Origin of the sequence: Stutzerimonas stutzeri KOS6, from assembly GCF_000307775.2 — a bacterium.
GTDB classification, from domain to species: domain Bacteria; phylum Pseudomonadota; class Gammaproteobacteria; order Pseudomonadales; family Pseudomonadaceae; genus Stutzerimonas; species Stutzerimonas stutzeri_B.
Genome location: NZ_KK020675.1, coordinates 926,386 through 953,197 on the forward strand (window position 1 = coordinate 926,386; position 26,812 = coordinate 953,197).

The window sequence follows — 26,812 nt, forward strand, 5'->3', positions numbered from 1 at the left end:
GCCAGCCGCCACGTTCGATTGCCATGAGCGGCAGACGGGCATCTTCCTTCGCCCTCGGACTGGACTACGTCATCTGGGCCGACGCTCCCTTTGAGCGCGATCTCACGTGGAAAGGGAGCAATCACGTGAAATTATCATCCGCTGCTTTGAGGCAAAAAAAAGGCGGCCAACCTGGCCGCCTTATTCATCAGCTAAATGTCAGAGAATCAACGAACCCCGGCGTTGCGCAGCGCGGCAGGAGTGAAGTCCCGGGCAGATGCACGATAGCCATACTCGTGAGGTTTCTCTTCATTGCTCATACCGATTGCAATATAGCGACCGGAAATGATGTCGTAGAGTGCCTCGAAAGCATAAGCCGGCACCTTGTGCTGGTAGTACTGCAGCGAATGGGCTTCGCCTACACGCCACAACTGGCCACGACCGTCATACAGTTCCGACTGAACGATGGTCCAGCTGTCCTCATCGACGAAGAAACGACGCTTGGCATAGATGTTCCGCTCGCCGCTCTTGAGCGTGGCCTCGATCTCCCAGACGCGGTGCAGCTCGTAACGAGCGAGATCCTGATTGACATGGCCAGCCTTGATGATCTGGTCGTACTTCAGGTCGCTGGACGCGATTTCATAGCTGTTATACGGAATGTACAGCTCCTTCTTGCCGATCAGCTTCCAGTCGTACCGATCCGGCGCACCACTGAACATGTCGAAGTTGTCGGTAGTGCGCATGCCGTCCGAAGCGGTGCCCGGACCGTCGTAGGCCACCTGCGGTGCACGGCGAACACGGCGCTGACCGGCGTTGTAGATCCACGCCTGGCGAGGCTCCTTCACCTGGTCCAGCGAGTCGTGTACTAGCAGTACGTTACCTGCCAGGCGAGAGGGTGCCGTCACACGCTGCTTGAAGAACAACAGCGCATTCTTGGCACGCTCCGGATCCAGGTCGGTCATCCCCAGCGGGAATGCCACCTCATCCTCGAAATGAACCATGGTGTAGCTGCCATTGGTCTGCGGCGTGGCCTGGACGATATTGCGACGCACGTTACCGCCGCGATAACGGGTGATGTGGTTCCACACCACTTCAAGCCCATTCTTCGGAATCGGGAACGCGTAGTAGCGGCTGTCGGTGAAGTTGGCAACACCATTGCCACCCTCGACGAGCTCGGTATTCAACGCACTTTTCTTCGCAGCCTCGTAGATTTCATCCGGCACGGCGACGGTGCGATGAGTCGGGAATACACGAATCTTGTAGGTGTCCGGATAGCGCTTGAACATTGCCAGCTGACCGGCAGTCAGCTTGTCCTTGTACTGCTCGACATTCTGCGCAGTGATGACGAACTTGGGCTGTTCATCCTTGAAAGGGTTGGTCAGATGCCCACTCTTGAGGGGCGCCGCATCGGTCTTGAGACCGCCAGTCCATGCGGGGATGCTGCCATCGGCATTTCCTGCCATTTCGGCACCCAGCGGCGTCAGGGATGTCCCGAGCTTGGCCGCCTCTTCAGGGGCTACCGCGGCCATCACGCTGCTCGCGAGCAGAGAGAAGGCCAAGACACTGAATAGCTTTCTTGTTGTTTTCATACGATTCCAGTTCCTCTTGATCTTGTTGTACGGCCGGAGGCCATGCCTACCGCAACCGCCCGACCGGCGCATCTTCGCCAATCGGGCGTCGAGCTAAGCTCCTTAGAAGTTCACACCCATGCTGAACGCAAGGAAGTCGCGGTCAACCAGCGTGTTGTAATCGCCACCGAAGAAGTCGGTGTAGGACAGGCTGGCGGTGTACATGTTCTGGTACACGGCATCCACGCCAACGCTGACGGCCTTGGAGCCCTCGTTGAACAGACCGTTGGGGCCGTAGCCATCGACGTCATGGGAGAAGGAGACGTTCGGCGTCAGGTTGACCCCGGCGAAGACGTTGCTGTAATCAGCCAGAGCGCGCACGCGATAACCCCAGGAGTTGGCGGTTACGAAACCGTCATCGCCGTAGTCGGCTAGTGCCAATGGATCATCAACGGATCCATAAATAGCATCACGACCATAACGGAGTTCGCTTTTGCTCTCCAAGCCGCCAACATGCGCATAGCCGATTTCACCTACCAACGTCACGCGACCAGCGCCCAGTACCTGGTCGAAGAAGTGTGTGAAAGTAGTCTGGATCTGAGTAATCTCTTTGCGGTTATACCCTCGATTGTCCGCCCCTTCCATGCTAGCAACGGGTGAAGCTGCGCTTCCGGTAAGCCCCAGTGAAAGAGGATTGAGCAACGCACGTGTTACGTCCTGAGTATTGATTTGCACAGGAGCGTTCGGGCGATAGCTGATCTCTCCACCCCAGGCGGTCCCAGTCGGCAACGTAGTTGAGAAACTCAGGCCATACAGCTGGATATCTTCCGGATATTCTAAGTAGTAACGACCGTTACCCAGAGCGGCCGACTGCAGGAGGCCACCTGCAACTTCTTGTACGCATGCTGATGTGTTGCCTCCAAAGACGGCAGGGTCACAAGGCCCTCCAGTAACCGCTACCGCCCCACCCACGGCAGTGCCGAACGCAGGGTTGGTCGCCATTCCCAGAATGCCGGTAGCTGTTTGGGTGCTTACGATAGGCGTACGGCTGTGGTAGTTCATGAAATACGCACCGTATTCCGTGGCATCCCCCAACCAACGCAAAGCGAGGCCGAACTGGCCGGAGTCACGCGCATCGCGGTCCCCAGCTCGCGGCAAAACCACGCCTTCTGGAGTGACATCAAAACCCTGACCAAACGCTCCGGAAATCGGTTGCAACGGAGCGACCGCTGGGCTACCCGCGTGGTAGTTGTTATCACACCCATCCTGCGCAACATCTACCGCAAAGAACGTGCCGCAGTTGTCGGCGATGGTCTGATCCCACTCCAACTGATAGAACGCCTCCATGCTTAAGCGATCAGTCAGGCTCTGAGAGATGTAGAACATATTCACCGGAATCAAGCCTTCCTTGATCTCGGCACCGGGACGGCGGAATGCCGCCGCATCCAGCGGGTTGATCGAGTTGATCGAGTTGCCGATGAAGGTGCTTTCACCCCAGCTCACGACCTGGCGACCGAGCCGCACCGTGCCCGGCAGGTCTCCTACGTAATAGTTGTGGTAGAGGAAGGCATCGAGGATCTGCGCACCTGACGATTGCGCGGCTTCCTTGCGGTTGCTGTCGCTGATGTCCTTGAACAGGCGGCTTTCGTCCTTCAGTTCGAAGTCATACCAGTACTTGCCGCGGATAAAGGCGCCGCTGTCCCGATAACGAAGCTCGAGATCATGGACGCCTTTGAAGATTTTCGAAAACGTCTCGCCCTTCTTGAAGTTCAGACGCCCGTCATCGCCAGTCTGCGTGTATCCGGTTCCGCCGTTATTGGCGCCGACCAGATCCATATCGGGATTAGCCATGGACCAGCTGGCACCGATAGACATGGACGAATCGAACTGCCCTTCGATCTCTCCGATGTTGAAGTTCACAGCGTAGGCCGGGGCGGCAGTGCCCAGCGCGACGGCTAGGGCCAGAGACTTCGGCTGGAAGATTCCGTGCCTTGTTGTTTTTGTCATGAGGCGCTCCTGGTTGGTTCGAAGTGCGTCAACCCTACCCAGACGCAGAGGGAGGGTTAAGCGCACTAAGGTTTGATTTAGCTTGTAATCCTTTAGTGTTAATAGCCTTCCCGGCAGTGGCTTTCAGCGTGATTTCGTTGAGCCATGCCTATTAACGACGTTCTGAGCTTAGCCCTGAACGCAAAGGGCGCAAAGCCCATTGCAGAGCCTTTCCCGCCCCTGAGCATGAGAAACTGTCGGCCAGTTATCCTAAAGTGCTATTCATGAAAGCAATAAGGCAGGCCAAGCCACCTGAATCAAGGTGACAAGCGATCGACAGGGCGAATGGCCAACGGGCCGCAGGCGGCCGGATGATCCACAGCCAGGACAGAGGGCGTTACCTTCAGGAGCAGGATGGGGCGAAACGAAACGTAACGGAGGCTGACTTCAAACCGAAAAGGTCCGGCATCTGCCGATGCAGCGGCACTGCGTCGCGGCAGAACGGGCAAACAGCGACAACGTGCCGCAGCAAACAGCATGCGCACCCATTGCGGATGCGCATCAGGATGCCGACCAAGGCTGGCAAAGCTGCCTACATACCTTTTACCGCGTAGATTCCCGGCGCGTTGCGCCAGTAACCCTTGTAGTCCATGCCATAGCCAAAGATGTAGCGATCAATGCAACTCAGGCCAACATAATCGGCCTTTAGATCGGGCCGAGCCTTGCGCTGGTGATCCTTGTCGATCAGCACCGCGGTGTGTACGGCAGCGGCGCCGGCGTGACGACAGAAATCGATGATCGCGCCGAGGGTGTGCCCCTCGTCCAGGATGTCGTCGATGATCAGCACGTCGCGATCGATGAAGGAAATTTCCGGCTTGGCCTTCCAGAACAGCTCGCCGCCACTGGTCTCGTTGCGGTAACGGGTCGCATGCAGATAGGACAGCTCGAGCGGGAAGTTCAGCTTCGGCACCAGCTTGCCCGAGAAGATCAGGCCGCCGTTCATGACGCAGAAGACGACGGGATTGCGCTCAGCCAGCTCGCCATTGATCGTCTCGGCGACCCTGGCGATCGCCGCTTCGACTTGCTCTTCGGTGTAAAGGCAGTCTGCCTCGGCCATGACTTGGCGGATATGTGCGAGATCGACGGACATGAAGCGATTCCCCCAGAAGGATATAGGTTGGAGCACCAGCCGACACTGGCAGCCCATGTGGTTGAATCGCCGAATGCCAGGCACAACCCTGGACAGCGAAAAACCTGACCGAACAGCCCGTTTTCGGCCGCCCGCGAAAGGGCGGGGAAGATACCCACCCTCGCCGCCCACAGCAAGTCCGCCGGCCGAATGACGCGCGAATAGCCGCTGACCCTGCGATGCTTTAATCTAAGCCGGTTTATTTGCCCGCCGGAGCCCATAATGCCCATTCGAGAGATCCGCCATCCGCTGATCCGCCACAAGCTCGGTCTGATGCGCCGCGCCGACATCAGCACCAAGAACTTCCGCGAACTTGCTCAGGAAGTGGGCTCGATCCTCACTTATGAAGCCACCTCGGATCTGCCCCTGGAACACTACAGCATCGACGGCTGGTGCGGGCCGGTGCAGGTAGAGAAAATTTCCGGCAAGAAGATCACCGTCGTACCCATATTGCGGGCCGGCATCGGCATGCTCGATGGCGTACTCAGCCTCATTCCCGGCGCCAAGGTCAGCGCGGTCGGCATCGCGCGCAACGAAGAAACCCTGCAGGCGCAGACCTACCTGGAAAAGCTGGTTCCGGAAATCGAACAACGACTGGCGATCATCATCGACCCCATGCTCGCTACCGGCGGGTCGATGGTTGCCACCATCGACATGCTGAAGAAGGCGGGCTGCAAGGAGATTCGCGCGCTGGTACTGGTCGCCGCTCCGGAAGGCATCGCCACCGTGGAGGCGGCACACCCCGACGTGCTGATCTTTACGGCATCCATCGATGAGCGTCTCGACCAGCACGGCTACATCGTCCCGGGACTGGGCGATGCCGGCGACAAGATCTTTGGCACCAAGCAGAAGGACATCTGAGCATGTCGCACACCGACGAGCCGCTTGGTCGGCAGGTACTGGCCGGCGCGCAAATGCTTTTCGTAGCTTTCGGCGCCCTGGTGCTGATGCCGTTGATCACCGGCATGGACCCCAACGTTGCACTGTTCACCGCAGGTCTGGGCACCCTGTTGTTCCAGCTGGTGACACGGCGCCAGGTTCCGGTATTCCTCGCATCGAGCTTCGCCTTCATCGCACCGATCATCGCTGCAAAGGGTGAGTTCGGCCTGCCTGCGGTAATGGGTGGCGTCGTGGCGGCGGGACTCGTGTATATCCTGCTCGGCTTCGCCGTACGCCTGAAAGGACCGGGATTCATCGACCGCCTGCTGCCACCGGTGGTCATCGCCCCGGTGATCATTTCCATCGGCCTGGCACTGTCGCCCGTGGCGGTGAACATGGCCATGGGCAAGGCCGGCGATGGCAGCGCCCAGCTGATTCCGTACGAGACGGCAATGCTCATCTCGATGCCGGCCCTGGTTACCACGCTGCTGGTGGCCGTGCTGGGCAAGGGCCTGTTCCGCCTGGTGCCGATTCTCGCTGGCGTCGCGGTCGGCTACGGACTGTCGTTCGCCTTCGGCGTAGTCGATACCAGCGGCATCGCGGCAGCTCCCTGGCTGGCGATGCCCAACTTCATTGCCCCGGAGTTCAACATCGGCGCCATCCTGTTCATGGTCCCGGTCGCCCTCGCACCGGCCATCGAGCATATCGGCGGCGTGGTTGCGATCGGCAGCGTGACGGGCAACAACTACGTCAAGAAGCCCGGCTTGCACCGCACCCTGTTCGGCGATGGCGTGGCTACGTCTGCGGCCGGCTTGTTCGGTGGCCCACCGAACACGACCTACGCCGAAGTGACCGGCGCCGTGATGCTGACCAAGAACTACAACCCGAAGATCATGACCTGGGCGGCGGTATTCGCCATCGCCCTGGCGTTCATCGGCAAGTTCGGCGCCGGGCTGCTGAGCATCCCGGTCCCGGTGATGGGCGGCATCCTCTGCCTGCTGTTCGGCTCGATTGCCGTGGTCGGCCTGAGCACGCTGATCCGGCACCAGGTCGATCTGTCCGAAGCACGCAACCTGATCATCGTCTCGGTGACGCTGGTGTTCGGAATCGGTGGCATGGCGATCGGCTATGGCGAGTTCACCCTGTCCGGCATCTCGCTGTGCGCGATCATCGCGCTGCTGCTCAATCTCTTGCTGCCGGGCGGCGATGGCTGGCGCAACAAGCAATTGGACGACCGCGTTTGAGGCCAGCGCGCCGCTGATGCGGACTCCGCAGGTTGGGTTGAGCCGACGAACCCCAACCTGTGGGATATCAGGCCTTTAGCGGGGCTTCGGCGTTACCCGACGCCGGGCTTCGCCGCTGCGCGGCTCAGGCTGCGCATCCCCGCCCCAACCTGCCTCGCCATGGACTTTCACATCGTCGATACAGGGCCGCTCGGCATTCATGCGCCAATCATGCCGGGAAACTCGCTACACTGCCGCGATGAACGAAATCCCCCACCTGCAGGTGAACGAACCCGCCGTGAGCTGCGCCACGTGCGCTGCCTGCTGCTGCCGCCTCGAAGTACTGCTGTTCAGCGACACCGGTGTTCCGGAGCGCTATATCGACACCGACAGCTGGGGCGCGCAAGTCATGCTGCGGCTGGAGGATGGCTGGTGCGCGGCGCTCGATCGCGACAGCATGCGCTGCACGATCTACGAAAACCGCCCGCTGATCTGCCGGGAGTTCGAACTGGGTTCGGATGATTGCCGGGAAGAACGCAAGGGCAGCGCCACCGCCTACTGCTGATCACCGTCGCAGAGCCCGTGCAAAGCCCTGCAACGGTACGCGGCCGTGCCTAGAAGGCCATCCGGTAATGCAGCGCGTAGCTCTCGATCCCATCGTTCGGCTGCTTGATGCCGGCGTTGGAATAGTGGATCGCCCGCACGCCCACTTCATGGCCACCGGCGAAACGCAGGCCGGCACCGATCCGGTCTTCGAACTGGAACGATGAGCCCAATCGGTTGCCCTCGACCTCGGTGTTTTCGAACGCTGCCACGCCGATGCCTGCCTCGACGTACGGCTTGACCGACTCACCGGCGAACTCGTAGACGAACACCGGAGCCAGCGAAATGCTGTGGTTGCTCGACGACTCGTCGCCCTCCCAGTAGGTGTAACCGGCATCCCAGTAGCCGGTCAGCCGGCCCACTCCGGTCTGGAACCAGCTGGTGCCGAAATCGAATTGGGCGCCCAGCCGATAGGTCATGGTCGATTCGCCGCTCTGGCCGACCGCTGCGGTGAAGTCGACAGCGTGAGCAGCCGCCATCTGCCCGACGGAAAACGCTGCCACCGCAGCCAGGGAGAACAGTTTTTTCATGGAAACGTCCTTATAAATGCACTGCTTTGTTTGGTTATCTTTTTTTGCCAGCATACGTTGAGAAACCCTCTCGCGCCGGGAGTTCCTAGTTCGCAAAGAACTCGACGACGCCGTTTCCCCCCCAAAGTATAGGCAGCACCCGGGCCATTCGCCGGGGATCGCCGCTGCAATAGAACCGGTGACTGGCTTCGCCAATGGAGAAAAGCTGGCGCTCTGCCAGGCGCTCGCCCAAGTGTCGCGCGACTGCCGCACCGGTATCGATCAGCCGGATATCGCCCGGGATCAGCGTTGCCAGTAGCGGGCGGATGAAGGGGTAATGCGTGCATCCCAGGATCAGCGTGTCACACCCCTGCTCCAGCAGCGGCTCGACCCAGGCCAAAAGCATGGCGCTGAGCTCGGCACTGTCCAGATCGCCCGCCTCGATGCGCTCCACCAGCCCGGGGCACGGCTGCGTGATGACGCGCACGTCCGCGGCGAAGCGATCGAGCAACGCGGCAAACCTGGCGCTCTTCAGCGTGCCGGTGGTGGCAAGTACGCCGACCACACCGCTGCGCGTGGCCAAGGCCGCCGGCTTGACCGCCGGCTCCATGCCGATGATCGGCAGCTGCGGATAATGTTCACGCAACTCGTTGATCCCAGCGGCCGTCGCGGTGTTGCAGGCCAGCACCAGCGCCTTGGCACCGCGCTCGACGAGAAAAGCGGCAATGACGCGGCAGCGCTCGCGGATGTATTCCGGGCTTTTTTCGCCATAGGGCACATGCGCGCTGTCCGCCAGGTAGAGCAGCGACTCATGGTGCAGGCGCTGACGAATCTCGCGCAGGACCGAAAGCCCCCCGACGCCGGAATCGAAAACGCCAATGGGCGCCGCGCTTTCAGCCATTGGCACAGCCACACACCGCGCATTGTGGATCGCGCCTGACCCGCAATTCGCGGAAGCGACCGGTCATGGCGTCGACCAGCAGCAGCCGGCCGATCAACGGCTCACCGAAGCCGACCAGCAGCTTCAGCGCTTCCAAGGCCTGCAGGCTGCCGACCATGCCCACCAAGGGGCCGAGCACGCCGGCCTCGCTGCAGGTCAGCTCGGCCTCGCTGCCGTGTCCGTAGAGACAGTGATAACAGGGGCTGGTCGCTACGCGCGGATCGAACACCGACAACTGCCCCTCGAGGCGGATGGCGGCACCGCTGACCAGCGGCTTACGGGCTTTCACGCAGGCGGCATTCACGGCTTCGCGAATGCCGAAGTTATCCGTGCAGTCGAGCACCAGGTCGACCTGATCGACGGCCGCAGCCAGGGAATCGGCATCCAGCCCGCTGCGGTAGGGCACCAGCCGCACGTGCGGATTCAGCGCCTCCAGCCGGGCCATCGCAGAATCGACCTTGTGCAGCCCCAGCGAGCTGCCGTCATGGGCGATCTGACGCTGCAGATTGCTCAGGTCCAGGGTGTCGAAATCGGCCAGGTGCAACTCGCCAACACCGGCTGCCGCCAGGTAAAGCGCCACCGGCGAGCCCAGCCCACCGAGTCCGACGATCAGCACGCGACTCTGTTTGAGGCGCAACTGGCCATCGATATCGACCTGCTTGAGCAGGATCTGCCGGCTGTAGCGCAGCAGTTCTTCGTCACTGAGCATCTGCAAACCTCACAAGACAAATCATGGCAGGCGCCCGAGGCTGATGCGCTCGTGTCCGCCGAGGTCACGCCGGCTTTCCGTGGCCTCGAAGCCCCGTGCAGCCAATAGTGCGCGAACGGCTTCGGCCTGATCGTAACCGTGTTCGAGCAGCAGCCAGCCGCCCGGCTGCAAATGCCCGGGCGTCTGGGCAATGATCGCGCGAATGTCGTCCAGCCCATCCTGCCCGGCGACCAGCGCACTCTGCGGCTCGAAACGTACGTCGCCCTGCAGCAGATGCGGGTCGCTGGCCGGAATATAGGGCGGGTTACTGACGATCAGCTGGAAGCGCTCGCCATCCAGCGCGGAAAACCAGTCGCTCACGGCGAACGTCGCATTATTCAGACCCAGGCGCAGTCGGTTACGCTCGGCCAGAGCCACGGCCGCCCCGATGCGGTCGACTCCGCAGACCTGCCATGCCGGCCGCTCGGCCGCCAGCGCCAGTGCGATGGCACCGGTGCCGGTACCCAGATCGAGCACCCGGCTTGGCGTCGCCGCCAGCATCCGCAACGCGGTTTCCACCAGCAGCTCGGTATCCGGGCGCGGAATCAGCGTATCCGGCGCAACCTCCAGCTCCAGGCTCCAGAAGCCCTGGCGACCGAGGATATAGGCGACCGGCTCGCCGCGCCGACGACGCGCCAGGTCGGCAGCGAAGCGCTCGGCGCAGGCCGGCGTAACCTCACGCTCGGGCCAGGTGCGCAGGTAGCTGGTCGACTTGCCCAGCGCGGCGGCAAGCAGCCATTCGGCATCTACCCTGGCGCTCGGCGAATCCGGCAGATCGGCACTGTGCAGCAGGGATTCGATGGTTGGCATGACATGCTCTCGGATGCGCCGCGAGGCGGACAAGGATCAGTCGCCCAGCGCGGCCAGCTGGTCGGCCTGGTATTCCTGCAGCAGCGGCTCGATGACCTGCTCCACGGCGCCACCGATCACCTCGTTGAGCGAATACAGCGTCAGGTTGACCCGATGGTCGGTGACACGGCCCTGGGGGAAGTTGTAGGTGCGGATACGCTCGGAACGATCACCGGAGCCGACCAGCAGCTTGCGCGTTTCGGAGATCTCCTTGTGCGCCGCCGCATCCTGGCGATCCTGTAGTTTGGCCGCGAGCCAGGCCATGGCCTTGGCGCGGTTCTTGTGTTGCGAACGCTCTTCCTGGCACTCGACCACGATACCGGTGGGCAGGTGCGTGATACGAATCGCCGAATCGGTCTTGTTGACGTGCTGACCGCCGGCACCGGAGGAGCGATAGGTGTCGATGCGCAGTTCGGCCGGGTTGATCTCGACTGCCGCCTGCTCGTCCGGCTCGGGCAATACCGCCACGGTGCAGGCCGAAGTATGAATGCGCCCCTGCGACTCGGTTTCCGGGACACGCTGCACGCGGTGCGCGCCGGACTCGAACTTGAGCTTGGCGTAGACGTTGTCGCCCTCGACGCGCGAAATCACCTCCTTGTAGCCGCCGTGCTCGCCCTCGCTCTCGGAGAGAATCTCGACGCGCCATCCCTGCTTCTCGGCATAGCGCGAATACATGCGGAAAAGATCGCCAGCGAAGATCGCCGCCTCGTCACCGCCAGTGCCGGCACGGATCTCGAGGAACACGTTGCGCCCGTCGTTGGGGTCCTTGGGCAGCAGCATGCGCTGCAGGTTGGCTTCCAGCGTCTCGAGCTGGGCCTTGCCTTCGGCAACCTCCTCCTCGGCCATCTCGCGCATGTCGGGGTCGCTGTCCTTGAGCAGCGCCTGGGCGCCCTCGAGATCCTGCTGGACCTTGCACAGCTGGCGATAGGCGACGATCACCGGTTCGACTTCGGCGTATTCACGCGAATAGGCACGGAAACGATTCTGGTCGCTGATGACTTCGGCATCACCGAGCAGCGCGGTGAGTTCTTCGAAACGATCCTGCAGGATGTCCAGCTTGTTCAACAGCGAAGCTTTCATGGTTTTTCCGTGCCCGGGTGCAGGGCGAAGAGTTCCTGGGCCATGCTCAGCGCCTCGACGCGGCCCTCGGCAGATAATTTCTTCAGCTGCACGCTGGGTGCATGCAGCAGCTTGTTGGTCAGGCCGCGAGCGAGTTGCGCCAGCACATCCTCCGCGCTGGCGCCGTTGGCCAGCAGACGCTGGGCCTTGTTCAACTCGTCATCGCGAATCCGTTCGGCATGCTGTCGATAGGCTTTCAGCACATCCACCGCCGCCAGCTCACGCAGGCGCTGCATGAAGTCTTCGGTACCGGCAGCGACCAGCTCCTCGGCCGCCTGGGCCGCGCCCTGACGGCTCTTGAGGTTCTCGGCGACCACCTCGTGCAGATCGTCGACGGTATACAGGTAGACGTCGTCCAGCTCGCCGACCTGCGGCTCGATGTCCCGCGGCACGGCGATATCGACCATGAACATTGGCTTGTGCTTGCGCCGCTTGAGCGCCTGCTCGACCGCGCCCTTGCCGAGAATAGGTAACTGGCTGGCGGTGGAACTGATGACGATGTCGCTGTTGTACAGCTCATCGGGAATGTCGGCGAGCAGGATGGCCTGCGCGCCCAGTTCGGCGGCCAGCGCGCTGGCCCGCTCGAGAGTACGGTTGGCGACCACGATCTTCTTCACGCCCTGCTCGTGCAGGTGCCGCGCAACCAGGGTGATGGTCTCACCGGCGCCGATCAGCAGCGCCTGGCTGCGCTGCAGATTGCTGAAGATCTGCCGCGCCAGGCTGACCGCGGCGAACGCGACGGAAACCGGGTTCTCGCCGATGGCGGTATCGGTGCGCACGGTCTTGGCCGTGCTGAACGTCGCCTGGAACAGCCGCCCCAGCAACGGACCGACGCTGCCGGCCTCACGCGCGACCGCATAGGCCGACTTCATCTGACCGAGAATCTGCGGTTCGCCCAGCACCAGCGAATCGAGACCGGAAGCGACCCGCATCATGTGGCGCACGGCCTGATCGTCGACATGCACGTAGGCGCAGGCCTTGAGTTCATCGAGGCTCAGGCGGTGGTAGCTGGCGAGCCAGGCGAGTACCGCATCGGCCTCGGCCTCATCCTGCTGCAGATACAGCTCGCTGCGATTACAGGTGGAAAGGATCGCCGCCTCGCGCGTCGGCGTGACGCGACACAGCTGGCGCAAGGCCTCGACCATCTGATCCGGCGTGAAGGCCACGCGCTCGCGGACGTCCACCGAAGCGGTCTTGTGATTGATGCCAAGCGCGAGGAAAGCCATGCAGAATCGCTGATTGGAAAACGGAGCGCGCAATTCTCCTACTTCGTCTGATGGAGAACAACCATTGCCCTCGATTGTCCGATTCGATTGGTATGCCCCGTTGGCTACCGAACCGGCCTAGCGCCGCCGTGGCGGCCATGGGCTTGCCCGGCGGCTTGTGTCATCATGCCGCGACCGCATTCCAGCCGTACATCTTCCCTATGAATAGACTTGCCGCACTTGCCGCCCTGCTGTTACTCGGCGGCTGCCAGACCTTCCTGCAGCAGGCGCCGGAAAGCAGCCCGCCGGTTCAGGACACAGCGCCGCAGAGCCCGCCCACTGCCGCGACAGAGCACGGCTCGTTCAGCCGCGAATCGCTCTATGCACTGCTGGTCGCGGAACTGGCGGGACAGCGCAATCGCTTCGACATCGCCTTGGGCAACTACGTCCAGCAGGCGCATGCCACGCAGGATGCCGGGGTCGCCGAACGGGGATTCCGCATCGCCGAGTACCTCGGTGCCGACCAGGCCGCGCTGGATACGGCATTGATATGGGCGCGCAACGCACCGGACAGTCTCGACGCGCAACGCGCCGCTGCCGTGCAACTGGCACGCGCCGGTCGCTACGAAGAATCGCTGGAGTTCATGGAAAAGGTGCTGCAGGGTCAAGGCGATACGCACTTCGACTTCCTGGCGCTGTCAGCCTCGGAAACCGACCCGGATACCCGTGCCGGGCTGCTGCAGAGCTTCGACAGACTATTGCTCAAGCATCCGGACAACCCGCAGCTGTCCTTTGGCAAGGCCGTCCTCCTGCAACAGGACGACCGTAGCGAAGAGGCGCTTGCCCTGCTGCAGCAGCAGCCAACCAGGCAACGCCAGGTCCCGTCCATACTGCTCGAGGCACGCCTGCTGCACAGCCTGCAGCGAGGCGACGAGGCCTTGCCGCTGCTGGAAAAGGGCCTGCGCCAATACCCGGAAGACAAGCGCCTGCGCCTGACCTATGCGCGTTTGCTGGTCGAACACGAGCGCCTGGAAGATGCCATGGGCGAGTTCGCCACGCTGGTCCAGCAGCATCCGGCCGACGACGACCTGCGTTTTTCCATGGCGCTGGTCTGCATGGAAGCGCAGGCCTGGCGCGAGGCCAGCGTTTATCTGGAGGAGCTGGTCGAGCGCGGCAGCCACGTCGACGCCGCGCAGTTCAACCTCGGCCGCGCCTACCAGGCAATGGACGAGAATGAAAAGGCCCTGGCTGCCCTGGCCCAGGTCGGCCCCGGCAACGAATACCTTCCTGCGAAACTGCTGCAGAGCCAGTTGCTGTACGCCGGCAACCGCGACAAGGAGGCCTCGGCGGTGCTCGCCGATGCCCGCCAGCAGCAACCCGACTATGCCATCCAGCTGTACCTGATCGAGATCGAGGCGCTCTCCGGGCACGAACGTACGGAGCAGGCCTGGCAACTGGTGGAGCAGGCGCTCGCCGAATTCCCCGACGACCTCAACCTGCTCTATACCCGCGCCATGCTCGCGGAAAAGCGCGGCGATCTCACGCAACTGGAGAGCGACCTGCGCTTCATCATCGAGCGCGAGCCGGACAATGCCATGGCGCTCAACGCCCTGGGCTACACACTGGCCGACCGCACCAGCCGCCACGATGAAGCCCTGCAGCTGATCGAACAGGCATACCAGCTCAACCCTCACGATCCAGCCATTCTCGACAGCCTCGGCTGGGTCAACTTCCGCCTGGGCAACCTGAGCGAGGCCGAGGCCCTGCTACGCAAGGCTCTGCAGCGCTTCCCCGACCACGAAGTGGCGGCCCATCTGGGCGAGGTGCTATGGACGCTCGGTGAACGCAGCGAGGCCCGCGCGGTCTGGTCGAAGGCATTCACCCAACAACCCGACAGCCCGATATTGCGCGATACGCTCAAGCGGCTGACCGGATCGGAGAAGCCCTGACCCATGAGCCTGCTGAGAAACCTCCTAGCCCCCTGCCTGGCCCTTCTACTGGCCGGCTGTGCCGGGCTGGGCCCACGCGAATCGGTCGAAGGGCCTGGCAATGCGGCAGCCTGGAAGGAACACCGCGGCCAGGTTGCGACCCTCGACGGCTGGCAGATCAGCGGCAAGATCGGCATCCGCGCGCCGCAGGATTCGGGCAGCGGGACGCTGTTCTGGCTGCAGCGCCAGGAATATTTCGACATTCGCCTGTCCGGACCGCTCGGCCGCGGCGCGACCCGCCTCACTGGACGCCCGGATGCCGTAGCGCTGGAAGTGGCCGGCCAGGGCCGTTTCGAAGCCGACTCCCCGGAAGCACTGGTCGAAGCACAGCTGGGCTGGCAGCTTCCGGTTTCGCATCTGCTCTGGTGGGTGCGCGGGCTACCGGCACCGGACAGTCGCAGCCGCTTGAGCCTGGACGGCGACAGCCGCCTGGCGCGCCTGGAACAGGACGGCTGGCAGGTCGATTACCTGGCCTATGCCCAGCACGACGGCTTCGCCCTGCCCGAGCGCATCCGCCTGCAGGGCCACGACCTGCAGATCACGCTGGTCATCAAGGACTGGCAACCGCGCCAGCTGGGCCGCTGAATGCCGACGCTGACCCTGCCGGCACCGGCCAAGCTCAACCTGATGCTGCACATCGTCGGACGCCGCGCCGACGGCTATCACGAACTGCAGACGCTGTTCCAGTTTCTCGACTACGGCGACGAGCTGAGCTTCAGCCCGCGCGATGACGGCCAGATCCGCCTGCACACCGAGCTGCCGGGCGTCGAGCACGACGACAACCTGATCGTCCGCGCCGCTCGCCTGCTGCAACGCGAGAGCGGCTGCGTACAGGGCGCTGACATCCGCCTGCTCAAGCGCCTGCCCATGGGCGGCGGTATCGGCGGCGGCAGCTCCGATGCGGCCACCGCCCTGCTCGGCCTCGACCTGCTTTGGCAGCTCCACCTCGGTGAAGATCGACTGGCCGAACTGGGGCTTGCGCTGGGCGCGGACGTACCGGTGTTCGTCCGGGGCCGCGCCGCCTTCGCCGAAGGCGTCGGCGAGCGCTTGCAGCCCGTCGATTTACCCGAGCCGTGGTTCCTCGTGATAGCGCCGCAAGTCGCTGTTAGTACAGCGGAAATATTTGCCGACCCGGAGTTGACACGTAATACCCCGGCCATTACAGTTCGCAGCCTTCTTGCAGGGGGCGGTCATAACGACTGTCAGCCGGTAGTCGAGAGGCGTTTTCCGGAAGTTCGTAACGCCTTGAGCTTGTTGAACAAATACGTTCCGGCAAGTATGACCGGCACTGGAGCTTGTGTGTTTGGGAGCTTCCCAAACGAAGGCGAGGCTGATAAAGTCCGCCGCCAACTTCCAGACTCTTTGCCGAGTTTCGTGGCCCGTGGTCGTAACGTTTCGATGTTGCACCGAAGCCTTGAACGAATGGCACAGGAAGTGAGTGCGTAGCACACAGGTTGTACGATACAGGGGCGTCGCCAAGCGGTAAGGCACCAGGTTTTGATCCTGGCATGCGTTGGTTCGAATCCAGCCGCCCCTGCCATAACCTCGCAAGGTTCGTACAAGCGGTTGCGCACAGAGAAGTTGACCCTACAGGGGCGTCGCCAAGCGGTAAGGCACCAGGTTTTGATCCTGGCATGCGTTGGTTCGAATCCAGCCGCCCCTGCCATACACTTGAAGCTGTTCAAGAGCTTGCCTTTTGAACAGCTTTTTATTCATCGGACCCACCCTCAGGCAGGTACTGCGCGTGTCCAAGATGATGGTCTTCACGGGGAACGCCAACCCCGACCTGGCCCGGCGTGTCGTACGTCAGCTGCATATTCCCCTCGGTGATGCCTATGTCGGAAAGTTCTCCGACGGCGAGATCAGTGTCGAGATCAACGAGAACGTTCGCGGCAAGGACGTCTTCCTGATTCAGCCGACCTGCGCTCCGACCAACGACAACCTGATGGAACTGGTGGTCCTGGCCGATGCCTTCCGCCGCTCCTCGGCGTCGCGCATCACCGCCGTGATCCCCTACTTCGGTTATGCCCGCCAGGACCGCCGCCCGCGTTCTGCCCGTGTGCCGATCAGTGCCAAGGTCGTGGCTGACATGCTCGACGTCGTCGGCGTCAACCGCGTGCTGACCGTCGACCTGCACGCCGACCAGATCCAGGGTTTCTTCGACATGCCGGTGGACAACATCTACGGCTCGCCGGTCTTGGTCGACGACATCCAGGCCCAGCGCTTCGAGAACCTGATGATCGTCTCCCCCGACATCGGCGGCGTGGTCCGCGCCCGTGCCGTGGCCAAGTCCCTCGGTGTGGACCTGGCGATCATCGACAAGCGTCGGCCCAAGGCCAACCAGTCCGAGGTGATGCACATCATCGGTGACATCGAAGGCCGTACCTGCATCCTGGTCGACGACATGGTCGACACAGCCGGTACCCTGTGCCATGCCGCCAAGGCGCTGAAGGACCATGGCGCTGCCAAGGTCTACGCCTACTGCACGCACCCGATCCTGTCCGGCCGCGCCATCGAGAACATCGAAGGCTCCGTGCTCGACGAGCTGGTGGTGACCAACACCATTCCGCTGTCGGCCGCCGCACAGTCCTGCACCCGAATTCGCCAACTGGACATCGCGCCAGTGGTGGCTGAAGCGGTGCGCCGCATCAGCAATGCCGAATCGATCAGCGCGATGTTCCGCTAAGCGAAAGCTTCGAAACCGCACTGAACGTAATGTGCCCCGCCTCGTGCGGGGCTTTTTGCCCAACAGCCCGAGCGCTGGTCGCAAGCGCGACAGGTAATGTTGCTACTGGAGAATCACCATGAACGATTTCACTCTGAATGCCCAAGTGCGTTCCGACCTGGGGAAAGGTGCGAGCCGCCGCCTGCGTCGTAACGCCTCCCTGGTCCCGGCCGTCATCTACGGTGGCGACAAGGCCCCGCAGTCCATCAGCATCCTGGCCAAGGATCTCGCCAAGCTGCTGGAAAACGAAGCGTCCTTCAGCCACGTCCTGAACCTGAACGTCGATGGCCAGAACGAATCCGTTCTGATCAAGGCGCTGCAGCGTCATCCGGCCAAGAGCTTCGTCCTGCACGCCGACTTCGTTCGCGTCGTTGCCGGCCACAAGCTGACCGCCACCGTTCCCCTGCACTTCATCAACCAGGAATCTTCCGTGGGCGTGAAGCAGCAAGGCGGCGAAATTCTGCACAACCTCAACGAAGTCGAAGTTTCCTGCCTGCCGCAAGACCTGCCGGAATTCATCGAAGTCGACATGGCCAACGTCGAAGTCGGCCAGGTTCTGCACATGACCGACCTCAAGCTGCCGAAAGGCGTTGAGCTGGTCGCCCTGGCCCACGGCAGCGACCTGCCGGTTGCCAACGTTCACGCACCGCGCGTGAGCAAGGAAGACGCTCCGAAAGAAGAAGGCGCTGCCGAGTAATCCACTCGCATAGCCGAAGAAGAGGCCCCCGTCGTGACTGCCGTAAAACTGATCGTCGGCCTGGGAAATCCAGGCCCTGAATACGACCAGACCCGGCATAACGCGGGGGCTCTTTTCGTTGAGCGACTGGCTGCCCGCGAGGGCGTCTCGCTCAGCAACGATCGCAAGTACTTCGGCCTGGTCGGCAAATTCAGCCATCAGGGCGAGGACATCCGCCTGCTCATCCCCACCACCTACATGAACCGCAGCGGTCAGGCGGTGGCGGCACTGGCCGGCTTTTTCCGAATTCTCCCCGAGTCCATCCTGGTCGCCCACGATGAGCTCGACATGCCCCCAGGCGTCGCCAAGCTCAAGCAGGGTGGCGGTCATGGCGGGCACAACGGGCTGCGCGACATCATCGCCAAGCTCGGCAATCAGAACGGCTTTCATCGCCTGCGCCTGGGTATCGGCCATCCTGGCCACGCCAGCCTGGTCAGCGGCTACGTGCTGGGCCGTGCACCGCAGGCCGAGCGCGAAAAGCTCGACGCCAGCATCGACTTCGCGCTCGACGTCGTGCCGGAAATCCTGGCCGGCGACTGGACTCGCGCCATGCAGCGCCTGCACAGCCAGAAGGCCTGAACCTAACTCCGAGGCAAGATCACCATGGGATTCAACTGCGGCATCGTCGGTCTGCCCAACGTCGGCAAGTCCACTCTGTTCAACGCCCTGACCAAATCCGGCATCGCGGCGGAGAACTTCCCGTTCTGCACGATCGAGCCGAACAGCGGCATCGTGCCGATGCCCGATCCGCGTCTCGACGCGCTGGCGGCCATCGTCAAACCGGAACGGGTGATCCCCACCACCATGGAGTTCGTCGACATCGCCGGCCTGGTCGCCGGCGCGTCGAAAGGTGAAGGCCTGGGCAACAAGTTTCTCGCCAACATTCGCGAGACCGACGCCATCGCCCACGTGGTGCGCTGCTTCGAAGATGAGAACGTCATTCACGTCGCCAACAGCGTCGACCCCAAGCGTGACATCGAGATCATCGACCTCGAACTGATCATGGCCGACCTCGACAGCTGCGAGAAGCAGCTGCAGCGCGTCGCCCGCACTGCCAAGGGCGGTGACAAGGAAGCCGTGGCGCAGAAGGCGTTGCTTGAGAAGCTGATCCCGCATCTTACCGAAGGCAAGCCGGCGCGCAGCCTGCTGAAGAACTTCAGTGACGAGGAAAAGCGTCTCGCCAAGATCTTCCACCTGCTGACCACCAAGCCGGTGATGTACATCGCCAACGTCGCCGAGGACGGTTTCGAGAACAACCCGCACCTGGACGTGGTCAACGCCATCGCCAAGGAAGAAGGCGCGCTCGTGGTACCGGTGTGCAACAAGATCGAAGCCGAGATCGCCGAACTGGATGATCTGGAAGAGATGCAGATGTTCCTCGAGACCATGGGCATGGAAGAACCGGGCCTGAACCGCGTGATCCGCGCCGGTTACTCGCTGCTCAACCTGCAGACCTACTTCACCGCTGGCGTGAAGGAAGTGCGTGCCTGGACCGTCAAGGTCGGCGCCACCGCACCGCAATCCGCGGCCGCGATCCACACCGACTTCGAGAAGGGCTTCATCCGCGCCGAAGTCATCGCCTATGACGACTTCATCCAGTACAAGGGCGAAGCCGGCGCCAAGGAAGCCGGCAAATGGCGCCTGGAAGGCAAGGAGTACATCGTCAAGGATGGTGACGTGATGCACTTCCGCTTCAACGTCTAACCAAGCGCTACGCAGACACGGAGCCCCTTGAGGAGCAGCGCCTCAAGGGGCTTTTTTGTCATCGAACAAACATCTGCCCACCGCCTCCAGCCTCGCCGCATCAATAGCCGAACAGACCATCCAGTCCTTGCGCAGGCAGCGCAGCTCTATCCTCGGCCAACTCGCACAGCGTCGTCACAGGGGGCCGGGATCGGGCATCGGGTCGGGCGGCGGAGCGATCTTTTCCAGCTGCTCCAGAGCCTCTTCCGGAAGCTCCCCGCCGCCATCGAGGTCGGTATCGCTCTCGGCCTCGTCGAGGTCGTTCAGAGGCGACTCATCGGCTCGCCAGGGTTGGGGCCATCGTTCAAGCGGTCGGGTTTCGGTAGCGGGCATGTCTGTTCCTCCGGTAGGTACAAGCGGTTAGGCAGGTGCCGCCATACTTGGTTCGCTGCCCAGGCCAGGTGGCGCTCGATGCCATGCGGAGCCGGCCCGGCCGCGCCGTTCCTGCATATGTGTATGTTCGCGGCCCGCCGTCTGGCGGGGCTCACTCAAGGCACGTTTCCCGGCGAGACGCTCGTCGAGGGGCTTTACTTGCAGCGACTGCAGGGATATTGACAGCGCCTCAAGGGCAGCATTACGTTAACGTAAAGGCAACCAGCCGAGCGCCCACTCCGAAATCGAAACCCTGGCCTTCGGCGTGCCGGTCGGTATGGCGGAAACGATGCCTTCGCCGCCTGTCGAACCTTCTGGACATAGAACAATTACAAGACAAGCAGGTGGCCCCATGAACTATTCCAGCCTCAACTTCGCCCTCGGTGAAACCATCGACATGCTGCGCGAGCAGGTCCAGGCCTTCGTCGCCGCCGAGCTGGCGCCGCGCGCCGAGGCCATCGACCAGGACAACCTGTTCCCGGCCGACATGTGGAGAAAATTCGGCGAGATGGGTCTGCTCGGCGTGACCGTCTCCGAGGAATACGGCGGCGCCGGGCTCGGCTACCTGGCCCATGTGGTGGCGATGGAAGAGATCAGCCGCGGCTCGGCCTCGGTCGCGCTCTCCTACGGCGCGCATTCGAACCTGTGCGTCAACCAGATCAATCGCAACGGCAACCCCGCGCAGAAGGCCCGCTACCTGCCCAGGCTGATCAGCGGCGAGCACGTCGGCGCGCTGGCCATGAGCGAGCCGAATGCCGGCTCCGACGTGGTCTCCATGAAGCTGCGCGCCGAGAAGCGCGGCGACCGCTACCTGCTCAACGGCAGCAAGACCTGGATCACCAACGGTCCGGACGCCAATACCTACGTGATCTACGCCAAGACCGACCCGGACAAGGGTCCGCACGGCATCACCGCGTTCATCGTCGAGCGCGACTGGAAGGGATTCTCCCGCGGCAACAAGTTCGACAAGCTCGGCATGCGCGGCTCCAATACCTGCGAGCTGTTCTTCGATGACGTCGAGGTGCCGGAAGAGAACGTGCTGGGCGTCGAGAACGGCGGCGTCAAGGTGCTGATGAGCGGCCTGGATTACGAGCGCGTGGTGCTCGCCGGCGGCCCGACCGGGATCATGCAGGCCGGCCTCGACGTGGTGGTGCCCTATATCCACGACCGCCAGCAGTTCGGTCAGAGCATCGGCGAGTTCCAGTTCATCCAGGGCAAGGTGGCGGACATGTACACCCAGCTCAACGCCAGCCGCGCCTACCTCTACGCCGTCGCCCAGGCCTGCGACCGCGGCGAGACCACCCGCAAGGACGCCGCCGGGGTGATTCTCTATACCGCCGAAAACGCCACGCAGATGGCCCTGCAGGCGATCCAGATCCTCGGCGGCAACGGCTACATCAACGAATTCCCCACCGGCCGCCTGCTGCGCGACGCCAAGCTCTACGAGATCGGCGCCGGCACCAGCGAGATCCGCCGGATGCTGATCGGCCGCGAGCTGTTCAACGAAAGCAAATGAGCCGTAGGGTGGAAAACGGCCAAAGGCCTTTTCCATCGCATCTAAGAAACAGGGTGGAAATCGCTTCGCGGATTTGCACCCTACGGGAGCCCGTCCATGGCCATCCTGCATACCCAGATCAATACCCGTTCACCGGAGTTCGTCGCCAACAGCGCGGCGATGCTTGAGCAGGTGAACGACCTGCGCGCCCTCCTCGGCCGCGTCAGCGAAGGCGGCGGCGCCACCGCCCAGCAGCGCCATGTCTCGCGCGGCAAGCTGCTGGTGCGCGAACGCATCGACTGCCTGCTCGACGCCGGCTCGGCCTTTCTCGAACTCGCCCCGCTGGCTGCCCATGAGGTCTACGGCGAAGACGTCGCCGCTGCCGGCGTCGTCGCAGGTATCGGCCGCGTCGAAGGGGTCGAGTGCATGATCATCGCCAACGACGCCACGGTGAAGGGCGGCAGCTACTACCCGCTGACGGTTAAGAAGCACCTGCGTGCGCAGACCGTCGCCCAGGAGAATCGCCTGCCGTGCATCTACCTGGTGGACTCCGGCGGCGCCAACCTGCCGCGACAGGACGAGGTGTTCCCGGACCGCGACCACTTCGGCCGCATCTTCTTCAACCAGGCCAACATGAGCGCCATGGGCATCCCGCAAATCGCCGTGGTGATGGGCTCCTGCACCGCAGGTGGCGCCTATGTGCCGGCGATGGCCGACGAAACCATCATGGTGCGCAACCAGGCGACCATCTTTCTCGCCGGCCCGCCGCTGGTCAAAGCCGCCACCGGTGAGGTGGTAACCGCCGAGGAGCTGGGCGGCGCCGACGTGCACTGCAAGACCTCGGGCGTCGCCGACCACTACGCCGAGAGCGACGAGCACGCCCTTTCCATCGCCCGTCGCTGCGTGGCCAACCTCAACTGGCGCAAGCTCGGCCAGCTGCAGACCCGCGAACCGCGCGCGCCACTGTATGCCGCCGACGAGCTGTACGGCGTGATTCCTGCGCAGGCCAAGCAGCCCTATGACGTGCGCGAGGTGATCGCGCGGCTGGTCGACGGCAGTGAGTTCGATGAATTCAAGGCGCTGTTCGGCACCACCCTGGTCTGCGGCTTCGCCCATCTGCACGGCTACCCGATCGCCATCCTCGCCAACAACGGCATCCTCTTCGCCGAGGCGGCACAGAAAGGCGCGCACTTCATCGAACTGGCCTGCCAGCGCGGCATCCCGCTGTTGTTCCTGCAGAACATCACCGGGTTCATGGTCGGACAGAAATACGAGGCGGGCGGCATCGCCAAACACGGCGCCAAGCTGGTCACCGCGGTGGCCTGCGCCCGGGTGCCGAAGTTCACCGTGATCATCGGCGGCAGCTTCGGCGCCGGCAACTACGGTATGTGCGGCCGAGCCTACGACCCGCGCTTGCTGTGGATGTGGCCCAACGCGCGCATTGGCGTGATGGGCGGCGAACAGGCCGCTGGCGTGCTGGCGCAGGTCAAGCAGGAGCAGAGCGAACGCGCCGGCAAGGCGCTCGGCGACGAGGAAATCGCCGCCATCAGGCAGCCGATCCTCGAGCAGTACGAGCGCCAGGGCCATCCCTACTATTCCAGCGCGCGGCTGTGGGACGACGGCGTGATCGACCCGGCGCAAACCCGCGAAGTGCTGGCCCTGGCGCTGTCGGCCAGCCTCAATGCGCCGATCGAGCCGACCACCTTTGGCGTGTTCCGCATGTGACGCGTGCCTGCGGGAGGCGCGCCCCGCGGCGATGGCAGGCGACACCTGCCCAACGCCCCGAGGCGGAGTCTGCCGCAACAGCAGCATCGAGGATGCTTGAGATGACCGATTTCCAGACCATCGAACTGAACAAAGACGCGCACGGCGTCGCCACCCTCTGGCTCAACCGTGCCGACAAGAACAACGCCTTCGACGCCCGGGTGATCGGCGAACTGAACGCAGCCCTGGCGCTGGTGCGGGACGATGCGAGCGCCCGCTTCCTGATCCTGCGCGGGCGCGGCAAGCACTTTTCCGCTGGCGCGGATCTCGGCTGGATGCGCGAATCGGCCAAACTCGACTACCAGGCGAACCTGGCTGACGCCCACGAACTCGGCGAGCTGATGCAGCGCCTTTACCAGCTGCCGCAGCCGACCCTGGCCGTGGTACAGGGCGCGGCCTTTGGCGGCGCGCTGGGGCTGATCGCCTGCTGCGACATGGCCATCGGCGCCCGCGACGCACTGTTCTGTCTGTCGGAAGTACGCATCGGCCTGGCGCCGGCGGTGATCAGCCCGTACGTGGTCAAGGCCATCGGCGAGCGCGCCACCCGCCGCTACACCCTCACCGCCGAGCGCTTCGATGGCCAGCGCGCCCGCGAGCTTGGGCTGCTTGCTGAAACCTATGCAGCCGATGAACTGGACGCCGCGCTCGAGCAATGGGTCGACCACCTGCTGCTCAACGGTCCCCAGGCGCTCAAGGCCTGCAAGAAGTTGCTGCTGGAGGTGGGCGATGGCGATTTCAGCGCCGACCTGCGCCAGACCACCGAACAGGCTATCGCCCGCCTGCGCACCAGCCCGGAAGGCCAGGAAGGCCTGAGCGCCTTTCTGGAAAAACGCACGCCGGTCTGGCAGGAGAAGAAGTGATGAATCGCCATATCGACACCCTGCTGATAGCCAACCGCGGCGAGATCGCCTGCCGCGTGATGCGCACCGCCAAGGCCATGGGCCTGACCACCGTCGCCGTGCACAGCGCCATCGACGCCAGCGCGCGCCACACCCGCGAAGCCGATATTCGCATCGACCTGGGCGGCGCCAAGCCGGCCGACAGTTACCTGCGCATCGACAAGCTGATCGATGCGGCCAAGGCCAGCGGCGCCCAGGCGATCCACCCGGGCTACGGCTTCCTCTCGGAGAACGCCGGGTTCGCCCGCGCCATCGAACAGGCCGGGCTGATCTTCCTCGGCCCACCCGCCTCGGCCATCGACGCCATGGGCAGCAAATCCGCCGCCAAGGTGCTGATGGAAGAAGCCGGCGTGCCGCTGGTGCCGGGCTACCACGGCGAAGCGCAGGACGTGGAAACCTTCCGGGCTGCCGCGGAAAAGATCGGCTACCCGGTGCTGCTCAAGGCCACCGCCGGTGGTGGCGGCAAGGGCATGAAGGTGGTCGAGCGAGAGGCGGACCTGGCCGAGGCGCTGGCTTCCGCCCAGCGCGAGGCGCAGTCGTCGTTCGGCGATTCGCGCATGCTGGTCGAGAAATACCTGCTCAAGCCGCGCCACGTGGAGATCCAAGTGTTCGCCGACCAGCACGGCAACTGCCTGTACCTGAACGAGCGCGACTGCTCGATCCAGCGCCGCCATCAGAAAGTGGTCGAAGAGGCGCCAGCGCCAGGCCTTTCCCCCGAACTGCGCCGTGCCATGGGCGAAGCCGCGGTCAAGGCGGCCAAGGCGATCGGCTATGTCGGCGCCGGCACCGTGGAATTCCTGCTGGATGCCCGTGGCGAGTTCTTCTTCATGGAGATGAATACCCGCCTGCAGGTGGAACATCCGGTCACCGAGGCGATCACCGGCTTCGATCTGGTCGCCTGGCAGATCCGCGTCGCCCGTGGCGAGCCGCTGCCGATCAGCCAGGAGCAGGTTCCAGTCAACGGCCATGCCATCGAGGTGCGGCTGTATGCCGAGGATCCGGACAATGATTTCCTGCCGGCGACCGGCACCCTCGACCTGTACCGCGAAGCCGCGGCAGGACCGGGTCGCCGCGTGGACAGCGGTGTCGCCGAGGGCGATACCGTGTCGCCGTTCTACGACCCCATGCTCGGCAAGCTGATCGCCTGGGGCGAGAATCGCGAGGAAGCGCGCCTGCGCCTGCTGGCCATGCTCGACGAGACTGCGGTCGGCGGCGTGCGCAGCAACCTCGCCTTTCTGCGCCGTGTCGTCGGCCACCGCGCCTTCGCCGCGGCAGAGCTGGATACCGGCTTTATCCCACGCCACGAGAGCGAGTTGCTGCGCCCGGCTGGCGAACTGTCCGATGAGTTCTGGCAACAGGCCGCTGAGCACTTCCTGCAAAGCGAGCCCGCCAACGTACGCACCGATGATGTCCACTCGCCGTGGTCGAGCCGTAGCGGGCTTCGCTTCGGCATGCCAGCGCAGACCCGTCTGCACCTGCAGTGCAATGGCCTCTCGCGCGTCGTACGCAGGTCCTGCGGAAGCCCGCTTGCTGGCGATCAACCACTCGAAGGGAGCATCGCGAGCAAGCTCGCTCCTACAGGGGGTGTACGTCGACCGAAAGCGATTCGCCAAGGTCGTACCCTGTACTTGCAATGGCAGGGCGAATGGCTCGCGGTCAGCGCCTTCGACCCGATATCCGCAGCCGAGGCCAGCCACCTGCAACACGGCGGCCTGACCGCGCCGATGAATGGCAGCATCGTTCGCGTGCTGGTCGAGGCCGGGCAGCATGTCGAGGCCGGCACCGCGCTGATCGTGCTGGAAGCGATGAAGATGGAACACAGCATCCGCAGCGCCCGGGCCGGTGTGGTCAAGAGCCTGTTCTGCAGCGAAGGCGAGATGGTCAGCGAGGGGGCGGTGCTGCTGGAGTTGGAAGAGCCGTGAGCTGCAGCGCGTTGCCGTTGACGCGCATTCGTAGGGCGGGCTTTAGCCCACCAGCGGTGGCCGAACATATCGGCTGGCCTGCAGCGACATCGGTGGGCTGAAGCCCACCCTACAACGGATGACCTGGGTTTCGTAGGGTGGGCTTTAGCCCACCAGCGGTGCCGGAGCAAATCGGCTGGCGTGCAGTGGCATCGGTGGGCTGAAGCCCACCCTACAGCGGATGACCTGAAGTTTCGTAGGGTGGGCTTTAGCCCACCAGCGGTGGCCGAACATATCGGCTGGCATGCAGTGGCATCGGTGGGCTGAAGCCCACCCTACAGCGGATGACCTGGTTTCGTAGGGTGGGCTTTAGCCCACCAGCGGTACCGGAG

General features: G+C 63.4%; 24 protein-coding genes and 2 tRNA genes. 16 read left to right on the forward strand and 10 right to left on the reverse strand.

All coding sequences use genetic code 11. The annotated features are described in order from the left end of the window. Positions 1-206: 206 nt before the first annotated feature. The 3 genes from B597_RS28270 to B597_RS28280 all read right to left on the reverse strand — a co-directional run bounded on the left by B597_RS28270 (position 207) and on the right by B597_RS28280 (position 4,683). Positions 207-1,568, reverse strand: coding sequence for a DUF1329 domain-containing protein (locus B597_RS28270; RefSeq protein WP_024161726.1), 1,362 nt, complete (start codon positions 1,566-1,568; stop codon positions 207-209). A 102-nt stretch (positions 1,569-1,670) separates the two neighbouring features. Continuing rightward, positions 1,671-3,554, reverse strand: a complete 1,884-nt coding sequence (locus B597_RS28275; protein WP_003294585.1) for a DUF1302 domain-containing protein — start codon at positions 3,552-3,554, stop codon at positions 1,671-1,673. Between the two features lie 571 nt (positions 3,555-4,125). Next, positions 4,126-4,683 (reverse strand): hypoxanthine-guanine phosphoribosyltransferase, encoded by a 558-nt coding sequence (locus B597_RS28280; RefSeq protein WP_003294583.1) that lies wholly within the window; start codon positions 4,681-4,683, stop codon positions 4,126-4,128. 261 nt (positions 4,684-4,944) lie between these two features. Here B597_RS28280 and upp point away from each other — a divergent pair, with 261 nt between their 5' ends. From upp to B597_RS28295, 3 genes are all read left to right on the forward strand, one after another. Then, the gene (upp, locus tag B597_RS28285; protein WP_003294581.1) at positions 4,945-5,583 is read left to right on the forward strand and encodes a uracil phosphoribosyltransferase; all 639 of its coding nucleotides are present in this window, start codon (positions 4,945-4,947) and stop codon (positions 5,581-5,583) included. Positions 5,584-5,585: 2 nt separating this feature from the next. Next, positions 5,586-6,845 carry a uracil-xanthine permease family protein gene (locus tag B597_RS28290; RefSeq protein ID WP_003294579.1) on the forward strand — a complete coding sequence of 420 codons (1,260 nt, stop codon included), beginning with the start codon at positions 5,586-5,588 and terminating at the stop codon, positions 6,843-6,845. A 238-nt stretch (positions 6,846-7,083) separates the two neighbouring features. After that, a complete protein-coding gene (locus B597_RS28295) occupies positions 7,084-7,389 on the forward strand; it encodes a YkgJ family cysteine cluster protein (protein WP_003294578.1) in 306 nt (101 codons plus the stop codon). Between the two features lie 49 nt (positions 7,390-7,438). Here B597_RS28295 and B597_RS28300 read toward each other — a convergent pair whose 3' ends face one another. The 6 genes from B597_RS28300 to hemA all read right to left on the reverse strand — a co-directional run bounded on the left by B597_RS28300 (position 7,439) and on the right by hemA (position 12,818). Next, positions 7,439-7,957: an acyloxyacyl hydrolase gene (locus B597_RS28300; RefSeq protein ID WP_003294577.1), complete on the reverse strand. Its 519-nt coding sequence runs from the start codon at positions 7,955-7,957 to the stop codon at positions 7,439-7,441. 85 nt (positions 7,958-8,042) lie between these two features. Then, positions 8,043-8,837, reverse strand: a complete 795-nt coding sequence (gene murI / locus B597_RS28305; protein WP_024161727.1) for a glutamate racemase — start codon at positions 8,835-8,837, stop codon at positions 8,043-8,045. Next, the gene (locus B597_RS28310) at positions 8,830-9,585 is read right to left on the reverse strand and encodes a molybdopterin-synthase adenylyltransferase MoeB (RefSeq protein WP_003294573.1); all 756 of its coding nucleotides are present in this window, start codon (positions 9,583-9,585) and stop codon (positions 8,830-8,832) included. Before B597_RS28310 ends, murI begins: the two co-directional genes overlap by 8 nt. Before the next feature lie 21 nt (positions 9,586-9,606). Beyond that, complete coding sequence (gene prmC / locus B597_RS28315; RefSeq protein WP_003294572.1) at positions 9,607-10,434, reverse strand: peptide chain release factor N(5)-glutamine methyltransferase; 828 nt, start codon at positions 10,432-10,434, stop codon at positions 9,607-9,609. Between the two features lie 36 nt (positions 10,435-10,470). Beyond that, complete coding sequence (prfA, locus tag B597_RS28320) at positions 10,471-11,553, reverse strand: peptide chain release factor 1 (RefSeq protein ID WP_003294570.1); 1,083 nt, start codon at positions 11,551-11,553, stop codon at positions 10,471-10,473. Further along, positions 11,550-12,818 carry a glutamyl-tRNA reductase gene (gene hemA / locus B597_RS28325; RefSeq protein ID WP_003294568.1) on the reverse strand — a complete coding sequence of 423 codons (1,269 nt, stop codon included), beginning with the start codon at positions 12,816-12,818 and terminating at the stop codon, positions 11,550-11,552. Before hemA ends, prfA begins: the two co-directional genes overlap by 4 nt. A 200-nt stretch (positions 12,819-13,018) precedes the next feature. Here hemA and B597_RS28330 point away from each other — a divergent pair, with 200 nt between their 5' ends. The 9 genes from B597_RS28330 (at position 13,019) to ychF (ending at position 19,950) form a co-directional block, all read left to right on the forward strand. Further along, positions 13,019-14,746 (forward strand): tetratricopeptide repeat protein, encoded by a 1,728-nt coding sequence (locus B597_RS28330; RefSeq protein ID WP_003294567.1) that lies wholly within the window; start codon positions 13,019-13,021, stop codon positions 14,744-14,746. 3 nt (positions 14,747-14,749) lie between these two features. Beyond that, complete coding sequence (gene lolB / locus B597_RS28335) at positions 14,750-15,370, forward strand: lipoprotein insertase outer membrane protein LolB (protein ID WP_003294566.1); 621 nt, start codon at positions 14,750-14,752, stop codon at positions 15,368-15,370. Next, a complete protein-coding gene (gene ispE, locus B597_RS28340; RefSeq protein WP_003294565.1) occupies positions 15,371-16,231 on the forward strand; it encodes a 4-(cytidine 5'-diphospho)-2-C-methyl-D-erythritol kinase in 861 nt (286 codons plus the stop codon). Between the two features lie 19 nt (positions 16,232-16,250). Continuing rightward, positions 16,251-16,325, forward strand: a tRNA-Gln gene (locus B597_RS28345). A 51-nt stretch (positions 16,326-16,376) separates the two neighbouring features. Beyond that, positions 16,377-16,451, forward strand: a tRNA-Gln gene (locus B597_RS28350). Positions 16,452-16,529: 78 nt separating this feature from the next. Beyond that, entirely contained in the window at positions 16,530-17,471 is a 942-nt protein-coding gene (locus B597_RS28355) for a ribose-phosphate pyrophosphokinase (protein WP_003294564.1), read from the forward strand. A 118-nt stretch (positions 17,472-17,589) separates the two neighbouring features. Then, on the forward strand, positions 17,590-18,207 hold the full coding sequence (locus B597_RS28360) for a 50S ribosomal protein L25/general stress protein Ctc (RefSeq protein WP_003294562.1): 618 nt from the start codon (positions 17,590-17,592) through the stop codon (positions 18,205-18,207). A gap of 33 nt (positions 18,208-18,240) precedes the next feature. Continuing rightward, positions 18,241-18,825 (forward strand): aminoacyl-tRNA hydrolase, encoded by a 585-nt coding sequence (pth, locus tag B597_RS28365; RefSeq protein WP_003294561.1) that lies wholly within the window; start codon positions 18,241-18,243, stop codon positions 18,823-18,825. Between the two features lie 24 nt (positions 18,826-18,849). Beyond that, entirely contained in the window at positions 18,850-19,950 is a 1,101-nt protein-coding gene (ychF, locus tag B597_RS28370) for a redox-regulated ATPase YchF (protein ID WP_003294560.1), read from the forward strand. 174 nt (positions 19,951-20,124) lie between these two features. Here the strand turns inward: ychF and B597_RS28375 are convergent, their stop codons facing one another. After that, complete coding sequence (locus tag B597_RS28375) at positions 20,125-20,322, reverse strand: hypothetical protein (RefSeq protein ID WP_003294559.1); 198 nt, start codon at positions 20,320-20,322, stop codon at positions 20,125-20,127. A gap of 391 nt (positions 20,323-20,713) precedes the next feature. Between B597_RS28375 and B597_RS28380 the strand changes: the two genes are divergently transcribed. The 4 genes from B597_RS28380 to B597_RS28395 all read left to right on the forward strand — a co-directional run bounded on the left by B597_RS28380 (position 20,714) and on the right by B597_RS28395 (position 26,441). Then, entirely contained in the window at positions 20,714-21,877 is a 1,164-nt protein-coding gene (locus B597_RS28380; RefSeq protein WP_003294557.1) for an isovaleryl-CoA dehydrogenase, read from the forward strand. A gap of 96 nt (positions 21,878-21,973) precedes the next feature. Then, complete coding sequence (locus B597_RS28385) at positions 21,974-23,581, forward strand: carboxyl transferase domain-containing protein (protein WP_003294555.1); 1,608 nt, start codon at positions 21,974-21,976, stop codon at positions 23,579-23,581. Between the two features lie 101 nt (positions 23,582-23,682). Then, complete coding sequence (locus B597_RS28390) at positions 23,683-24,480, forward strand: gamma-carboxygeranoyl-CoA hydratase (RefSeq protein ID WP_003294553.1); 798 nt, start codon at positions 23,683-23,685, stop codon at positions 24,478-24,480. After that, positions 24,480-26,441, forward strand: a complete 1,962-nt coding sequence (locus tag B597_RS28395; protein WP_024161728.1) for an acetyl/propionyl/methylcrotonyl-CoA carboxylase subunit alpha — start codon at positions 24,480-24,482, stop codon at positions 26,439-26,441. The genes B597_RS28390 and B597_RS28395 overlap by 1 nt, the downstream gene beginning before the upstream one ends. Positions 26,442-26,812: the final 371 nt, after the last annotated feature.

Excerpts from the sequence above, each read along its gene's own strand:
- B597_RS28290 (WP_003294579.1), top strand. The coding sequence starts at position 5,586 with ATGTCGCACACCGACGAGCCGCTTGGTCGGCAGGTACTGGCCGGCGCG.
- lolB (WP_003294566.1), top strand. The coding sequence starts at position 14,750 with ATGAGCCTGCTGAGAAACCTCCTAGCCCCCTGCCTGGCCCTTCTACTG.
- prmC (WP_003294572.1), bottom strand. The coding sequence starts at position 10,434 with ATGCCAACCATCGAATCCCTGCTGCACAGTGCCGATCTGCCGGATTCG.
- B597_RS28280 (WP_003294583.1), bottom strand. The coding sequence starts at position 4,683 with ATGTCCGTCGATCTCGCACATATCCGCCAAGTCATGGCCGAGGCAGAC.
- B597_RS28360 (WP_003294562.1), top strand. The coding sequence starts at position 17,590 with ATGAACGATTTCACTCTGAATGCCCAAGTGCGTTCCGACCTGGGGAAA.
- B597_RS28295 (WP_003294578.1), top strand. The coding sequence starts at position 7,084 with ATGAACGAAATCCCCCACCTGCAGGTGAACGAACCCGCCGTGAGCTGC.
- upp (WP_003294581.1), top strand. The coding sequence starts at position 4,945 with ATGCCCATTCGAGAGATCCGCCATCCGCTGATCCGCCACAAGCTCGGT.
- B597_RS28375 (WP_003294559.1), bottom strand. The coding sequence starts at position 20,322 with ATGCCCGCTACCGAAACCCGACCGCTTGAACGATGGCCCCAACCCTGG.
- B597_RS28385 (WP_003294555.1), top strand. The coding sequence starts at position 21,974 with ATGGCCATCCTGCATACCCAGATCAATACCCGTTCACCGGAGTTCGTC.
- prfA (WP_003294570.1), bottom strand. The coding sequence starts at position 11,553 with ATGAAAGCTTCGCTGTTGAACAAGCTGGACATCCTGCAGGATCGTTTC.
- ychF (WP_003294560.1), top strand. The coding sequence starts at position 18,850 with ATGGGATTCAACTGCGGCATCGTCGGTCTGCCCAACGTCGGCAAGTCC.
- B597_RS28390 (WP_003294553.1), top strand. The coding sequence starts at position 23,683 with ATGACCGATTTCCAGACCATCGAACTGAACAAAGACGCGCACGGCGTC.
- B597_RS28395 (WP_024161728.1), top strand. The coding sequence starts at position 24,480 with ATGAATCGCCATATCGACACCCTGCTGATAGCCAACCGCGGCGAGATC.
- ispE (WP_003294565.1), top strand. The coding sequence starts at position 15,371 with ATGCCGACGCTGACCCTGCCGGCACCGGCCAAGCTCAACCTGATGCTG.
- murI (WP_024161727.1), bottom strand. The coding sequence starts at position 8,837 with ATGGCTGAAAGCGCGGCGCCCATTGGCGTTTTCGATTCCGGCGTCGGG.
- B597_RS28330 (WP_003294567.1), top strand. The coding sequence starts at position 13,019 with ATGAATAGACTTGCCGCACTTGCCGCCCTGCTGTTACTCGGCGGCTGC.
- B597_RS28380 (WP_003294557.1), top strand. The coding sequence starts at position 20,714 with ATGAACTATTCCAGCCTCAACTTCGCCCTCGGTGAAACCATCGACATG.
- B597_RS28270 (WP_024161726.1), bottom strand. The coding sequence starts at position 1,568 with ATGAAAACAACAAGAAAGCTATTCAGTGTCTTGGCCTTCTCTCTGCTC.
- B597_RS28275 (WP_003294585.1), bottom strand. The coding sequence starts at position 3,554 with ATGACAAAAACAACAAGGCACGGAATCTTCCAGCCGAAGTCTCTGGCC.
- B597_RS28300 (WP_003294577.1), bottom strand. The coding sequence starts at position 7,957 with ATGAAAAAACTGTTCTCCCTGGCTGCGGTGGCAGCGTTTTCCGTCGGG.
- B597_RS28310 (WP_003294573.1), bottom strand. The coding sequence starts at position 9,585 with ATGCTCAGTGACGAAGAACTGCTGCGCTACAGCCGGCAGATCCTGCTC.
- hemA (WP_003294568.1), bottom strand. The coding sequence starts at position 12,818 with ATGGCTTTCCTCGCGCTTGGCATCAATCACAAGACCGCTTCGGTGGAC.